This is a genomic window from Flavobacterium sp. C3NV (assembly GCF_046825355.2).
In the GTDB taxonomy this organism is placed as follows: domain Bacteria; phylum Bacteroidota; class Bacteroidia; order Flavobacteriales; family Flavobacteriaceae; genus Flavobacterium.
In genome coordinates, this window is record NZ_JBKQBJ020000013.1 from 73,330 (window position 1) to 89,888 (window position 16,559).

General features: G+C 36.4%; 7 protein-coding genes. All 7 read right to left on the reverse strand.

All coding sequences use genetic code 11. The features are described from left to right. Positions 1-279: 279 nt before the first annotated feature. Complete coding sequence (locus ACIDC4_RS17920; protein WP_412043622.1) at positions 280-2,697, reverse strand: glycoside hydrolase family 2 protein; 2,418 nt, start codon at positions 2,695-2,697, stop codon at positions 280-282. 166 nt (positions 2,698-2,863) lie between these two features. After that, a complete protein-coding gene (locus ACIDC4_RS17925; RefSeq protein WP_412043623.1) occupies positions 2,864-4,042 on the reverse strand; it encodes a glycoside hydrolase family 88 protein in 1,179 nt (392 codons plus the stop codon). A 157-nt stretch (positions 4,043-4,199) separates the two neighbouring features. Continuing rightward, positions 4,200-5,717, reverse strand: a complete 1,518-nt coding sequence (locus ACIDC4_RS17930) for a RagB/SusD family nutrient uptake outer membrane protein (protein ID WP_412043624.1) — start codon at positions 5,715-5,717, stop codon at positions 4,200-4,202. Between the two features lie 139 nt (positions 5,718-5,856). Further along, complete coding sequence (locus ACIDC4_RS17935; RefSeq protein WP_412043625.1) at positions 5,857-8,859, reverse strand: SusC/RagA family TonB-linked outer membrane protein; 3,003 nt, start codon at positions 8,857-8,859, stop codon at positions 5,857-5,859. Between the two features lie 215 nt (positions 8,860-9,074). Next, positions 9,075-13,166, reverse strand: a complete 4,092-nt coding sequence (locus tag ACIDC4_RS17940; RefSeq protein ID WP_412043626.1) for a two-component regulator propeller domain-containing protein — start codon at positions 13,164-13,166, stop codon at positions 9,075-9,077. 244 nt (positions 13,167-13,410) lie between these two features. Next, a complete protein-coding gene (locus tag ACIDC4_RS17945; protein WP_412043627.1) occupies positions 13,411-15,051 on the reverse strand; it encodes a hypothetical protein in 1,641 nt (546 codons plus the stop codon). A gap of 250 nt (positions 15,052-15,301) precedes the next feature. Then, positions 15,302-16,486, reverse strand: coding sequence for a mannonate dehydratase (gene uxuA / locus ACIDC4_RS17950; RefSeq protein ID WP_412043628.1), 1,185 nt, complete (start codon positions 16,484-16,486; stop codon positions 15,302-15,304). Positions 16,487-16,559 lie beyond the last annotated feature (73 nt).

Below are 16,559 nucleotides of genomic sequence, written 5' to 3' on the forward strand. Positions count from 1 at the left end.
TCTCATTTTTGTCATTCTGAGGAACGAAGAATCGCACGCATAAATCGACAAAGATTGATGAATTGCAGACGGAGTTTCTAGTGTGATCCTTCGTTCCTCAGGATGACAAAACGATTGCAAATTCTCTAACGGATTAAAATCCGTTGCTACAAAATGAATCGTTCCTCCGGAACTTTAAAAAACTTTGCGCCTTTGCGAGATTCATTCAGCGTGAAACAAAAAAACTTCGCGTCCCTTGCGTAAACTATTGCGAACTTTGCGGTTAAACCGTTCAGCTAATTAATTCGCAATCTTCAAATATTCCCCTTTAAAACTCTGATTCAAAGCCGTCATTTCAATCGGAATCCCGGCTCCATCAGGAACCACTTCGATAGAAGCCTTTCCATTGGCCATTTTTATAGATTCACTTCCGGTTGGAGTTCCCTGGCTTTTCATGGTTTTTCCACCTTTTAAACATTGAAAATAAACGCTTTCCTCATAATCTAAACAACGTAAATTGTTGTTGTCAATTGCAATTGCCGTTACCAAATAATTGCCGTTTTTTAATTTTTGTGATGATAATTGTAAAGAAGTTGCCGTATCATTTTTATTAAAACGGTAATTTACTTTGATCGTATCCGAAACTTTTTTCCCGTCTTTTGTTTCTCCAACTGCGATTAAAATATTTTCACCTTTAAGGAAATTCACATCCCAAGTTAAGCCATTTGCGGGATAAAGCGAAAGGTTTCTTTGTTTTTGTCCCAATGATTTCCCCTGATGAAATAAACTAACCTTTTCGCAATTACTAAAAACGCTCAATGTTCTTGGTGTATTTTCGGGACCTTGACGTTCTGTCCAGGTATGCGATTCGATATAGGTAAAAGGCTCTTTGCTCCAGTAACTTTTAAAAACATAATAAGCATCTTTTGGATTTCCGTTACGATCCACAAGTCCTTTTTGATTCATGTACGGAATATCATCTTCCGGGCGCAATGGCGTTGCAAAATCCTTAAATGCCCACTGAATATTACCCACAAACGTTGGATCATTCTCGGATATATGCAAGTGCCAGTCGAATAAATCAACGATATAATTCTCGCTCCAATCGCCAATTTGGGCAATATTGGCCACTTTGGTTTGTACAATAGCTTCTTCCCAACCATCAGATTTTATAATGTTTTCTCCCGTTACTGGGTTTTCGCTATGACGGCCTACGTGACTGTCTCCGCCATATTCGGCGTGAATAAAATGCTTGTATTCTTTTTTGTAAACATCAATTGCTTTCTGGTAATTTTTATAACTTCCGGAATACCATCCCGACCAGATCGAAGGGGAGAAGACATCTACAATTTGCGAACCTTCATAATATTTTCTAATCGCCGTTTTTCGGGTTGGATCCATTTTATGAGCGATGTCGTTTAGTTCTGTTAAGAACACATTCGTTTTTTCGGTATTATCTCCGTCAGGAAAATCAGGCAGCCAATTCATTTCATTACCCAACGACCAAATAATAATACTCGGGTGATTGTAATTTTGATTGATGATTTCGGCCAGCATATTTTTGGTATTCGTTTGCCAAAGTTCACCGCCAATTCCGCCACGGCACCAAGGCAATTCATCCCAAACTAATAAACCCAGTTCATCGCAGGCTTTGTAAATTTCAGGATCTTGCGGATAATGCGCCAGACGAACAAAGTTAGCACCCATTTTTTTAATCGATTCCATATCAGCACGATGTTGTTCGTTGCTCATCGCAGCGCCAACTCCGGCTTGTTCCTCATGACGATGTGTACCGCGAATAAGTAATCGTTTTCCGTTAAGGTAAAACGGACCGTGATCTTTAAACTCAAACCATCTAAAACCTACTTTTTCGTTTACACTGTCTTTGATTTGATTTTTCTCTGATAAGAAAGCAGTCACTTTATATAAATTAGGTTTCTCTGTATCCCATAATTCAGGATTTTTAAGATTCTCGAATTTAATGGTCGTTGTTTTATCCAAAACCGGAATCGTTTTACTGGCAATCTTTTTCCCTTTTGGATTTTTAAGAATTACCGTTAAGGATAAATCTTTTGAATTTTCAGAATTTAAAGTTGAAGCAACAATATTCAAAGAAGCTTTTTTTGCCGAAACCTCAGGAGTTGTAATTTTTAAATTTTCGATATGATTTTTGTATTTAGACAATAACCAGACATCGCGCGTTATTCCGCCATAAATATAGAAATCACTTTTTTGCGACGGGATAATTTCAATATCATAACTGTTATCAACACGAACAAAAATTTCATTGTTTCCTTGCTTGATAAAATGAGTGATATCAATAGTAAAACCAATATATCCGCCAATATGTCCGCCGGCTTCTTTACCGTTTACATATACTTTTGTGGTTACATTCGATCCTTCAAAATATAAATAATAAAGCTGATCTTTATCGATAGAGGCAATGTTCAGTTTTTTTTGATACCAGCTGGCATCACGTCTATAACCCGGATTAAGATCGGTTGCATCTTCGGCATTCCAGGTATGAGGTAAGTTTAATGAAATCCAATTAGTGGCTTTTTGTGCTTCGCCAAGACTTGGAGTATGATTTTCCAGATATTGCCAATTGTGATTGATATTCATTTTTGTCTGAGCAAAACTGCTGCTCAGACAAATCTGAAAAAAAACAAAAAGTGCAAAAGTATAAAATGTATTATTTTGGTACGGTGAGGTATTCATAGATTGTAAAGCTTTTTTTAAAAAATAGGGACAAAGGTGCAAAGGGACAAAGGGACAAAGCTATAAAGGTTCTGAGGTTGAGATTTCAAAGACTCAAAGTATCAGAGGTTCAAAGTTCAAAACCTTTGTCCCTTTGTAACTCTGTACCTTTGAACCTTCATCCTTCTTACTTTTTCCTCAACAATGCTTCCAGAAAATAATAGTCGGCATAGATTATTGGTTCGTCGATTTCGTCGTGTTTTGGCCAGTTTCCGGTGCTGTGATCGAATATAAAAGGCGCGTTTATTTTTGGATCTAAAATGTATTTATCCGATTGTAAAGTCGCGATTATTTTATCGGCGAAAGCCAAATAACTGTTGTTTTTAGTATAGTCGTATAACTCATACAAAGCAGAAGCCATAACGGTTGCAGCAGAAACATCACGCGCTGAATTTGGAATAGCAGGATCTCTGAAATCCCAATACGGAATTCCGTCTTCGGGCAGATTTTTATCGGTCATAAAAAACTTTGCGGTAGCTTCGGCTTGTTTTAGGTATGCAGGATCTTTGGTATATCGGTACGACATGGTAAATCCGTAAACCGCCCAGCCTTGCCCGCGTGCCCAAACCGAATCATCATTATATCCCTGAAGCGTAGTTTTCTTTCTAACGGCTCCTGTTGTTGGATTGTAATCAATAACATGATAGCAGCTATTATCGTCTCTAAATTGGTTTTTGAGCGTCGTATTGGCATGCTTAATCGCAATATCCTGATACTTTTTGTTACCGGATAGTTTTGTGGCTTCAAAAAGTAATTCGAGATTCATCATGTTATCGATAATTACAGGATAATCCCAAATTTCCTTATTGAAATCCCAAGAACGGATTGCGCCAACTTTTGCGTCAAAACGAGTACATAAAGTTTCTGCTCCTTTGATAATGACGTCTTTGTATTCTTGTTTGTTTTCTACTTTTAAAGCTTCTCCGTAAGCACAATATACTTTGAAACCTACGTCATGAGAATTTCTGTTTACGCTTTCTTTTTTGCTGAAAGGCGTCCATTTTTCGGCTTGTTTTTTATATTCAGAGTTCCCTGTCAATCGGTACAATTGCCAAAGATTTCCGGCAAAGAATCCGCTTGTCCAGTCTCTTGAGGGAACTTTTTTAATCTCATTGGTTTTGATGTTCATACTTCTTGGCATCGACATCGAATCAACCGGATAAGCGAGTAACATTTTATATCGGGCTTCCAGAAGATTTTCTGCTGCTGCAGAGGTGTTTTTTGTTGTAGAATTAATCCCTGATTTGCACGCTGTTACCAGCAATGCAAACCCCAGGATTAAAGCAAAATTACTAACTTTACTCATACTTATTATTGTTTATTTAATTAAAAATGGAGAATTAAAAATTAAAAATTGGTTATAGTTTTGTTTAAAATGGGTATGAAAAACGAAACTCAGGATAATTGCGATTCCAAAGATTTTTAATTTTTAATTCTAAATTTTTAATTTTCATTCTTATGCTTTAGTAACCAGGATTATTCGGTTTTAAATTAGGATTAATTGCTAACTCAGTTCCCGGTAATGGAAATAAATAATCTTTTGCAGGATTAAAATTGGCGTGAGGCTCTAAACCACTTGGACCAAAAACTTCCGGACCGTTTTTCAACCTTTTGATGTCGTACCATCTGATGTATTCAAAAGCGAATTCCAGTCTTCTTTCTTCAATAACCATTTTTCTAAAATCGGCCTGAGATAATCCCGGTGTAACATTCGCAGGAAAAGAAACCAGTTTACCGGCTTTGTTTCGGGCTCTGGCGCGCACTCTGTTTACATAACCGTCAGCTTCTGTAGTTCCCGGAGTAATTTCGTTTAAGGCTTCGGCAGCTGTTAGCAATACTTCTGCAAAACGCATCGTAATATAATTGTGCTGAGAAGTTCTTCCGTTCGCACCGGCTTTTCCAGGAAAACGGTAATATTTTGCAATATGCGGACGTGGCGCTTTTTCGTTATCACTCGAAGGGTAAATTTGTAAAGCTCCACCCGGACCGGTTTTTTTTCTGATAATCGTATCAAAACTTACCGCTCTTCTATAATCTCTTTGATCCCAGGTATTAAAAACTTTTAGCGACGGAACTGCTACCGAGAATCCTTGCCCATAACTATAACTGTCATCTTTTAAAGAACCTGTAAAAAATGCCGTATAATCCTGACCGTAGTTTCCTGAAACTAAATTATTAAAGTCAATTGTAAACAAAGGTTCTTTTAGAGCTGCTGCTTTTGTAGCATTGAATAAATCCTGAAAATCAGCATCTAAACCTAGACCAAATTTGGCTTCGTTGGTAATTACATATTTAGATTCGTCGTAGGCTTTTTGGTAATTTCCTAAAGTAAGATAAACGGATGCCAAATATCCTGCTGCTGTACCTTTTCCGGGAACGGCTTTTACTTTTGGTTTATCCTCAAGCCATTGTTTTGCAAATTCTAAGTCGGCGATGATTTTTGGATAAATATCAGCTTCTTTTGTTCTGCTTAATTTATCAACCTGAGAAACCTCGTTTACCGGAAAATCAATATAAGGAACATCGCCAAAAATACGCACCAAATGGTAGTAAGTAAAAGCTCTTGCAAAATAAGCCTGCGCTACAATTGCGTTTACTTTTGCCGGATCTCCCGGAGTTTTTTTAGCACCTGCAATCGCTTGATTTGCTGCTGCGATAATGATATACGATTGTGGCCAAAAGTTGGCTACAAGAGCATTTGTATCATTCATGTTCATATCATTTACATCGATACGTGCCGCCTGAGTGGTTCTGTCGCCAATATCGGCCATATCATCGCGCAACATTAGGGCAATGGTAAATTCTCTTCCCCAATAATTATTGTGTGCAATGTTGGCAAAAGCTCCGTTTACAGCAGCTTGCAGATCATCTGTATTATTAAAGAAGTTCTCAGGACGTATAGTTCCTACAGGATGTTCTTCCAGATCTGAACATCCAAATGCGAATATTCCCAAGAAAAGAAAAGCTATATATTTTTTCATAATACTATTTTTTAGGTATTGGGTGTATAATTTAACACATAGAAACATAGCTTTTTGGAACACTAAATAAGGCGTTTCACTTGCATCAATAATCATAGCATTTTGCGTATAACTATGTGTTTAATACTATTTTTTTAAACTAGAATTTTAAATTAAAACCAAAAGTAAAGGTTCTTACATTAGGATAACTTCCGTAATCCAATCCTAAGTTGGTGTTACTTCTTGAATTGTTATCATTCAGGTAATTTACCTCAGGATCAGAACCGGGATATTTGGTAATAGTCCATAAGTTTTGTGCACTGATGTAGAAACGAACTTTGCTTAATCCAATTTTTGAAACCACATTATCATCTAAACTATATCCTATAGACACGTTTTTTAAACGAATGTAACTTGCATCATAAACAAATCTTGAAGTAATTCTTTTCGTTCTTGCAGCATTTACTGGCACATTGGTATCGGTGTTTGTTGGCGTCCAGGCATCCAAAACTTCTGTAGTGGCATTATTATTTCCTGAAGCCAGTTCCATCAAAGTATAATTTAAAATCTGATTGCCCTCAGAACCCTGAAAAAAGATATTTAAATCAATATTTTTATAAGTGAAATCATTATTGAATCCGAAGATGAAATCAGGATTTGGGTTTCCGATAATCGTTTTATCATTAGAATCCAGTTTTCCATCGCCATTTACATCTTTGAATTTTTCTCCTCCGGCAATAGTTTCAAAATTTCCGGGAAGCACCGCTTCTCCTTGCTGAATTACACCATCATACACAAACCCAAAGAAAGAACCAACAGGTTGACCAACTCTTAAAATCTGAGATTCTGTTGCAAGAAAATGTCCAGGCGCAGAGTTGATCAAAAGATCTTTGTTGTCAGCCAGTTTTAGGATTTTATTCTTGTTCGAAGAAATATTAAAATTGGTTGACCAGGTAAAATCTGCTCCAATAAAGTTTTTGGTATTAATGCCCAATTCCCAACCTTTGTTTTCTAATTCTCCCACATTTTGAAGCTGAGAAGCTATTCCTGAAATTCCTGGTAAAGGTCTGTTGAACAATAAATCTTTGGTAATTGTTTTATAATAATCGGCTGTAATACTGATTCTGTTATCAAATAAACCCAAATCAATTCCGTAATCTTGTTGATAAGATGTTTCCCATTTTAAATTAGGATTATTGATTGCCGTAAGCTGAACCGCATTTACAATCACGTCGCCACTTACATCATAGACTTCAGAAAATTTAGAAAGCGTAGAGTAGGCATCGATAGACGGGTTTCCCGTGGCACCATAACTCGCTCTTAATTTAAGATTAGAAACAGTTTTACTGTCTTTTAAGAAGTTTTCTTTACTAACATTCCATCCAATTGCTCCGGAAGGAAAAGTCCCGTATTTGTAGTTTTCACTAAAGCTTGAAGAGCCGTCACGACGTGCTGTAAAGGTGAATAAATATTTATCATCATAATCAAAATTCAACCTTCCAAAAGCCGATATTAATTCTGTTTCAGACAAACTTGATTCCGGTTTTAAATACACCGTTCCTGCACCTAAATTATGGTAAGAGTTAGAATTCGTTAAAAATCCTCTTGATGCGGCATAAGCACGGTCATTTTTATTTTTTTGATACGAATATCCTCCAAGAACCGTCAGGATTCCTTTGTCAATAATCTCACGTTTAAACGTTAAATAGTTCTCTGTAAGGAAAGAAGAAAACTTGGTATTGTTTATAGAAGCTTCTCCTTTTACATTTTTTCCTGCAATCAAAGTCGACGGAATATATCGTCCGGTTTGAGAATTATTATCCGTTAAACCTAAAGTAGTTTTAAAGTTTAAATCTTTTGTAATTTGATAAGAAGCAAAAAAGTTACTTCTGTTTACGGTCGAAAGTGTTTCAAGAATATTATCCATCGCCGTTGCATACGGATTATCAATATCGTCCCCAATTGGAGCAGTTGTCGTATACGTTCCGTCAGCATTATAAATTCCTTTATCCGGCATAAATCTGTACGCCGCTGCAATTACACCCGCTGCACCAGTTCCTCCAGCGCCCGTCTGGCTAATAATTCCGTCTTTGTTTTGTTTGCTTTGAAACATATTCAAACCCACTTTAAACTTGTCGGTTAAATCTGCTTCAACATTACTTACAATCGTGTATTTATCTATTCCGGAATTAATTACGACTCCGTTTTGGTTGAAATAGTTTCCTGAAACATAATACCTGATTTTATCAGAACCTCCTGAAAAAGATAATGAGGTGTTCGAAATCATTCCTTCGCGATAAATTACATCCTGCCAGTCTGTATTAGCACCACCATCAGTATGTGTGGTAAAACTTTTTCTGTACGCCACAAACTGTGGCCCATTTAATAAATCTAATTTATTGTTGACAGATTGTACCGATGTTGAATTACTGAATTCGATAACTGGTTTTCCAGGTTTACCTTTTTTGGTCGTAACCATAATAACCCCGTTTGAACCTCTGGATCCGTATATGGCTGTAGCCGATGCATCTTTAAGAACCTCAATAGAAGCAATATCCTGAGGTGCCGGCATAGAAACTCCTGCAAAACCATCGACAACAATAAGAGCGTCACCGCTTGCGTTGATTGATGTTCCTCCACGAACCCTGATTTTTACGGGAGCACCTGGTTCACCACCGTTATTAGATTGTACCGAAACCCCTGCTGCACGGCCTTGTAGAGCCTGTTCAGCATTTAGAGTAGGGTAGGCTGTCAGTTCTTTTGCCGTTACAGAAGAAACTGATCCTGTAATGTCGCTCTTTTTACGCGTTCCGTAACCTACCACAATAACTTCATCAAGATTTTTAGTATCTGGTTTTAAACTGATATTGATGACCGTTTTGTTTCCCACAGGAACTTCAACAGTTTGATATCCCACATAATTAAAAACTAATACCGCATTTTTCTCCGAAACGAAAACACTATAGTTTCCATCCATGTCTGCAGATCCTCCAACCGAAGAACCTTTTACATATACATTAGCACCAGGGAGCCCAAGTAAGTCTTCGCTTGAAGTAACTTTTCCGGTGACTTTTCTTTCCTGTGCATTCATAACAACATTCACCAGTAAAAAAGCTACCAGCAAACACCATTTAAGCGATTTGAAATTTTGGTTTGTGAACATTCATTTTGGTTTTTTAGGTTAATGTTAGATAAAGTAGAAAATCAATAAACTCATTCCGATTATGATTATCACAAATAGAATTTGCAATACTATGAATGTTGTTTTTCTGATTTTCATAATGACAAATGTAGTGGCCGAAAACGATATAGAAATACAAAAAAGGGTATCTAAAAATACAGATACCCTTTTTTAACCCTTTAAAAACAATGAATTCCCTAAAAAACTTCTGAGGATTTAAAAAACTTGTCAGCAAACTGAGTTGGCGTTTCCCCATACTTTTTCTGGAAACATTTACTAAAGTATTTTGGATTGTTGAAGCCGACTTTATAACTAATTTCGGAAACGTTTAATTTGTTTTGTTCTAATAATTGAGCGGCGCGTTTTAATCGTATTTCATGAATGAATTCGTTTGGCGTAAAATTCGTCCAGGCTTTTATTTTTAGAAACAACATCGTACGGCTTACACCCAATTCTGTACAGAAAAACGGAATATCGAATTGTTCGTTCGAAATGTTTTCCTCGACAATTTTGAAAGCTTTTTTCAATAAATCTTCATCTAAAGAAGAAACCGTTATTTCTGACGGAATGAAATTATCATCGCTGGAGAATTTGTTTTTCAATCGTTCAGTCGAATTCAGCAGGTTTTTAACTCTAAGTTTAAATTCAATTAAATTGAAAGGTTTACTGATATAATCATCGGCGCCACTTTCTAATCCTTCAAATTTATACACTAATGAAGTTCGTGAAGTCAGTAGAATAACCGGAATATGACTTGTTTTTAGATTTTCTTTGATTTTCGAACAAAGTTCAGTTCCTACCATTTCGGGCATAATAACATCGCTGATAATCAAATTAGGAACGTGCTGCAATGCTTTTTCAAAAGCTACTTTTCCGTTTTCGGCTTCAATAATATTATAATCTTCCTTGAGTAAATTTTTCATAAACGAACGTAAAACCTTGTGATCTTCGACAATCAGGATGGTTTGTTTTTCATCGTTTACTACAAAGTCATCAATATCTTCCGGCTCTGTTATTTCGGCTTTTTCTAATTGTGCGGTGTATTGATCGATGTCATCACTAATTCTAAAATCGGTAATAATTTCGTTGTCTAAAAGATGCGTTCTGCCTAACGGAAGCGTAACTTTAAAAACCACACCCTGAGTTTCTTTATTCGTTACCTCGATATCTCCTTTATGCAGTTTTACAATGTTTTTTACAATCGAAAGCCCAATTCCGGTTCCTTTATTATAGTTTTTCTGAACGTTGTTGTGCATCGGAACTTCAAAAAACAAATCAAAAATTTTATCAATATGTTCAGGCGCAATTCCCACTCCTGAATCTTCTATGGCGATAAAAAGATTTTCGTTGTCGTGTGAAATTTTCAGGTGAATATTTCCACCTTTTGGAGTATATCGAAACGCATTCGAAATCAAATTATAAAAAACACGTTCCAGTTTATAACGATCAAAATATACGAGAATTTCTTCTTGCGATGATTCGAAAGTATAAGTATAACCGCCGTCTTTGGCATATTCGATAAAAGATAAAAAGATTTCTCTGGTAAATTTTACAATATTTCCTTCGGCAGATTCAAGCGTAACCTGATGGTTTTCGAGTTTTCTGAAATCCATTAAACGATTAATTAAACTCAAAAGATGATTGGCACTTCCTTCAATCACCAATAGTTTTTTGTACATTTCGTTTGTACCGTTATAATTGGCCAGAATTTGCTGTAATGGCCCTAAAATCAAGGTCAATGGCGTTCTGAATTCATGCGAAATATTGGTAAAGAAATCCAGTTTGGCGATATTGTTTTCTTCAATTCGCTTGGTTTCCAGATATTCCAGTTCCAGTTTTTGTTTCAGTCTTGCTTTCGATTTCATGATCCAGATCAAACCGTATAATCCCAGACCAATTACGATTCCGTACAATAAAAATGCCCAGATACTGCGCCACGGAGCAGGTTTTACGATCACGGTTAGGGTAGTGGGAACTTTATTCCAAACGCCGTCATTATTAGAACCGCGAACTTCAAAAGTATAAGTTCCTGGATTCTGAATCGCAAAAATAGCTTCGGTACTTTTGGTGGTAGTCCAGTTGTTTTCTAACCCAACCAAACGATAACTGTATTGATTGTTTTTGGATCGAATGTAATTTGGGATCGCAAAATCTATCGAGAAATTGGCTTTATCATAATCAAGTGTAATGGTTTTGGTATAACCAATGCTTTTTTCTAAAATACCAACCGAATCGTTAGGATGAATGCTTTCGTTTTTGATTTTGAGATTGGTAATTAAAACTTGTGGGGCATAAGTGTTTAGGGAGATTTTCTTGGCATCAAAATACGTCGCGCCAGAAGGACTTCCGAAATAAAATTGATTCGAATCGAGTTTTAAAGCCGAATTATCATTAAATTCATTACTCGCCAATCCATCTTTTTGATCATAAATAACAACCGTTTTCAGCGTTGCGCTGTATTTTATAATGCCCTGATTGGTACTAATCCATAAGTTTTTATCATCGTCTTCAAGAATAGAATGTATCGAAGTGATAACCGTATTTCCGATTCTTAAATTGATTTTATTGAATTTCTTTCCATCAAAATAATGCAAACCTTTTGCTTTTGTTCCTACCCAAATTTTCTTTTGGCTGTCCTGAAACAAAGTCAGAATATCATCGCCGGATAAAGAAGCCGAATCGAAAAAGTAATGTTGAATAGAATATTTATTAGGCGTAAAATTGTTCAGCGGAATATAATTTAAACCGTTTTGAGTACCCACCCAAGCGCCTTTTTTTTGATCGACTAAAATAGTACGAACAATATTATTGGTCAGATAATTGGCTTTTGTATTATCGTTTCCGATTGTTTCAAAAGTTTTAGAAACCGTATTGTAACGAATCAAACCTTTACCAAAAGTACCAATCCAGATGATGTCGTTTCCTTCTGCCTTGATCGAATAAACACCGGATTCTTTCAATAAAACAGTAAGATCATCGGCAATTCGATGGTCTTCCATTCTTTTGGAAATAACATTGTAAGCTGATAATCCTTTTGAATACGTGCCGATCCATAAAATATCACCAGACAAACACATCGATTTAATATCGTTTTTGATATTTTGCCCGCTTTTACTGTTGATGTAACTCGTAGCTTCGGTATTTTTATTGTAAATCGTGATTCCGCCGCCTTCAGTTCCAAAATAGATATTCTGGTTTTTATCGGCAATAATCGAACTCACAACATCAAAACTCATCGGAATCTTTTTCGAATTCTGATTATAATTAGAAAAATTCACATTCGAAATATCCCAAATATTCACGCCTTTGTAATAACAGCCAATCCAGACAGAACCTTTTCGATCCATGTAAATCGATTTTACCTTATCGATTCCGTTGCTGTTATTGCTGCTGTTTATTTTTTGAATGTTTTTGTCCTTTCCTAAAATATAGATTCCGTCATACGCGCCAATCCATAGAGAACCTTGGTTATCAAAGGCCAGAGAACGAATATCAGTATTGATTTCGCGGTATTTATCTTCAGGTAAAAAAGAAACAAAAGCATTGGATGTTTTATCAAATTTAAGAAGTCCTTTGTTTTTTGTTCCCACCCATAAATTACCCGAAACATCTTCGGCAATTGCCTGAACATTGAGAAGATCTGTATTGTTTAAAGGATAATTTTTAAAGGATAATTTGCCGTTTTTTCTGTTTACAAGTTTGCACAAACCTTTTGTTGTACCAATCCAGATTTCTCCTCTTTTCGATTTTAAAATCGTAATAATATTGTTGCTGGGAACTGTCGTAGGATCTGTTTCAGAATGAAAAAAAGAAGCAAAGAGTTTTGATTTTTTATTGTAAATCGTCAATCCTTTCGAAGTACCAAACCACATTTCATCGCCAATTTCTCTAATCGACCAAATAGCATTACTGCTAATAGTATGATTGTTTTTTGTATGCAAATATCGTGTAAAAGCATTGGTAACAGGATCATAACAATTAAGCCCGTTGTAAGTTCCTACCCAAATTTTTCCGGTATTATCTTCTTCGATAGATAAAATATCGTTGTTGCTGATCGAATTTTTACTGGAAACATCATTCCTGAAAACAGTGAATTTACTTCCGTCATATTTATTCAGTCCGTCACGTGTACCAAACCACATTTGCCCAAATTTATCCTGATGTATGGCAATGACAGAACTCTGCGAAAGTCCATCGGTAGTAGAGATATTTTTAAGGCGGTATTTATTTTGGGAAAATACATTCCCGGAAATAAGCATTGTTACAAGAAAGGCTATTTTGTATTTCATAGCATTTTTTTTTAGGTTCAAAAGAACAAAGGGAGAAAGTTTTTTATACTAAGGATTAATTTTTTATCCGATGGCTATCTGGTGCATTTTTTTAAACACATAGAAACATAGATTTTCTTTGTCAAATAAGGTGATTCAAAAAACTAGTTTTTACACATAGCTAAACCTTAAGTACTATGTTTTTTAATGTAAAGTAAAACGCCTTTTTACGTTCCAAAAAGCTATGTTTCTATGTGTTTAAATATTATTTCTTTAATCTCCTTTTTAATTGATAATTATAAAGAGAAGGAACTTTGTCCATCGGCGTATTCAAAAATTCAATATAAGCGTCAGGTTCATATTTTACTTCAAATTTGGCGTTGCCATTCACACCTATGATTCTTGCAAAAGGCCCGTCTTTCATGCCGTAAAGCAAAACTGGTTTTGTGATTTCAGCTGGTTTCTCGACCAGAACATTCAGATTCCAAAAAGTACTAAATGGCCCATGTGAAGGTTTCCAGTAATCTGCGCCACCGCCGCCAAACAAGTAATAACTGTTGTTTTTATCCGGTGTTATATGTACGGTAATATGATCGAATAAGTTTTGATGATTCGCTCCCGAATGCTGATCTAAAAGAGCATCGGCAAAAATCTCGCAATCCTGATACACGTTTTTAGTCGCAAAAGTGTTGAAACTTAACGGATGAACAGCTTTGTTATAGATCTTAAGATTCCTGACCAAAACATTATGAACCCCGCCCAAAGTCACCGTATAATGCGACATATGAGGACCATCGGTAACGATATCCTGAATGGTAATGTTTGAGATTTCCTCGCCTAAAATTCCGCTGTCAGCATTCGTAATCGTAACATCTTTTACCCAACTATTAAAAACGCGTGTCAAAAATATCGCATTATTTCCGGGTTCAACATGATGCGCGACTCTCGGAATATCCGGAAAAGTAAAACGAAGATGCTCAATCCCGACTTCTTCTAAATGTTTCCATTCGACCAATTGCGCCTGATAACTGGGTTTTATAGCAATTGTCAAAGGCGTTTTGATTGTAATTTTAGAGTTTGAAATTTTGGTGATTTCAACTTGCTGTCGTACGATTGGAAGTTTCGGGAATTTCCAATGATGAGAACCCGGTTTTACATTCGCACCTTTATATAAATCTTTGATGATTTCGCCATTTTCGCCGTCTTTATTAAACAATTGCAATTCGACAATATCGCCCACTTTTAAACCTTTTACATCCGAAACATTGATTGTATGTTCACCCATATTTCCCGAACTTACTTTAGCTAACGGATTTGGAGTAGGTTCGTATTTATCCAAATACGATTTTACACGTTCACCCGGAATTTGCGTCCAGATAAATCCACCCGACCAGGCATATTGTGAGAAAGGCAAATCGACATTATTTTCAGGTTCGCGTTGTCTTTTATCAAGTGTAGTTAGATATTCGCGAAGTTCAGCCAAAGACTCCGAATCTTTGAGATACATCATCGGTCTCGGGCAATAAATTTCAGTTCCATTTTCACCAGAACCTGCGCCACGAAGTACAAAATTGCTCCTTTCGATATATACAATTTCGCTCAGAATAATGCGTCCGGCAGGCAATTGCAGAATCACATTTCCCTCAAAAGCACTTGCAGCTTTTACAGCTTTTAGTAAAGCTTTAGAATCATCTAGAGCGTCATTCGCTTTTACGCCATAATCTGTAGCATTGATAATTTTTCCCTGAACTTCCGGAATTTGGCTTTCGCCGAAATGATAACCGGCATAACTAAAATCAGGTAAATAGTTGGCTTTCGAATCCGTAAGTATTTTGGGCGTTTGCTGCGCCATGACAACACTATTTACAAAAAGGCTGCAACAAATGAGGATGGTTTGGGTATTCATGGTTGTGGTTATTTGGTTAGTTAGTGGTTTGCCACGAAAGCGCAAAGACGCCATTTTTTTGTTCTCATTTTATGTCATCCTGAGGAACGAAGGATCACACAAGTAATTCCGTATAGTATTTCTGCAAAGTAATTCGTCAATCTTTGTCGAGTTTCGCGTGTGATCCTTCGTTCCTCAGGATGACAAATAATACTTAAAAACTTCGTGTCTTAGCGCCTTCGTGGCAAGAAAAGCAACTTTACGGTAACTTTTAAAGTGACTTCTTAATTCCCATTTCAAGTCCTCGCAATTCAGCCAGACCTCTCAAACGCCCAATCGCCGAATATCCGGGATTCGTCTTTTTATTCAAATCATCCAGCATTTGGTGTCCGTGATCGGGACGCATTGGCAATTGGCTGTTATTTCTTTTTTCAACTTCAATAATCGCTTTTACCACTTCGTACATATCAACATCACCTTCAAGATGATTAGCTTCGTAAAAGCTTCCTTCGGCATCTCTTTCCGTGCTTCTTAAGTGAATAAAATTCATTTTATCGCCGTGACGTCTTACGATTCCCGGTAAATCATTATCAGCTCTCACGCCGTAAGAACCCGTACACATCGTGAATCCGTTTGATTTTGAAGGAGCAGCATTCATCAATTCAATCAAATCTTCCTCCGTACTTACTACTCTTGGCAATCCTAAAATCGGGTAGGGAGGATCGTCAGGATGAATTGCCATCAATACACCTTTACTTTCAGCAACCGGAATAATTTCTTTTAAAAAGAAGAATAAATTCTCCTTCAAAGCCTTTCTGTCAATATGATTGTATCCACTTAAAGTAATCAGAAAATCTTCTACAGAATATGCCTCTTCAGCACCCGGAAGTCCTGCCAGAATATTTTGCTGTAATTTTACTTTATCAGCAGCAGTCATGGCTTCAAAATAACTTTTTGCTTTTTCGATTTGCGCTGCCGAATATTCATTTTCTGCTCCGGGTCTTTTCAGAATGTACAATTCAAAAGCAGCAAAAGCATTAATATCAAATCGTAAAGCTTTAGATCCGTCGGCAGTTTCATAAGCCAGATCCGTTCTCGACCAGTCTAAAACCGGCATAAAATTGTAGCAAATGCATTTTATTCCGCATAAAGCCAGATTTCTAATGCTTTCTTTATAATTTTCAATGTATTGAAGATAATTTCCGGTCTGTTTTTTAATGTCTTCATGAACCGGAATACTCTCTACAACCGACCAAATTAAACCCGAAGCACCTTTTTTAGGATCACCGTTTTCGTGTTCAATTTCAACTTTTCGTTTGATAATTTCTTCAATATCCCAAACCTGCCCATTCGGAATATGGTGTAATGCGGTCACAATTCCGGTAGCTCCGGTTTGTTTAATATCTTGTAAAGAAACGGGATCGTTTGGTCCGAACCATCTTAACGTTTGTTCCATTTTTTTTATATTTAATTGATGATGATTGTTGTAAAACCTTTTATATATTCATTTTTAAACACGAATTTCACGA

What these genes read in the sequence shown, in the direction of transcription:
- ACIDC4_RS17920 (WP_412043622.1), bottom strand. Translation starts at nt 2,697, where the DNA reads ATGAATACCTCACCGTACCAAAATAATACATTTTATACTTTTGCACTT.
- ACIDC4_RS17925 (WP_412043623.1), bottom strand. Translation starts at nt 4,042, where the DNA reads ATGAGTAAAGTTAGTAATTTTGCTTTAATCCTGGGGTTTGCATTGCTG.
- ACIDC4_RS17930 (WP_412043624.1), bottom strand. Translation starts at nt 5,717, where the DNA reads ATGAAAAAATATATAGCTTTTCTTTTCTTGGGAATATTCGCATTTGGA.
- ACIDC4_RS17935 (WP_412043625.1), bottom strand. Translation starts at nt 8,859, where the DNA reads ATGTTCACAAACCAAAATTTCAAATCGCTTAAATGGTGTTTGCTGGTA.
- ACIDC4_RS17940 (WP_412043626.1), bottom strand. Translation starts at nt 13,166, where the DNA reads ATGAAATACAAAATAGCCTTTCTTGTAACAATGCTTATTTCCGGGAAT.
- ACIDC4_RS17945 (WP_412043627.1), bottom strand. Translation starts at nt 15,051, where the DNA reads ATGAATACCCAAACCATCCTCATTTGTTGCAGCCTTTTTGTAAATAGT.
- uxuA (WP_412043628.1), bottom strand. Translation starts at nt 16,486, where the DNA reads ATGGAACAAACGTTAAGATGGTTCGGACCAAACGATCCCGTTTCTTTA.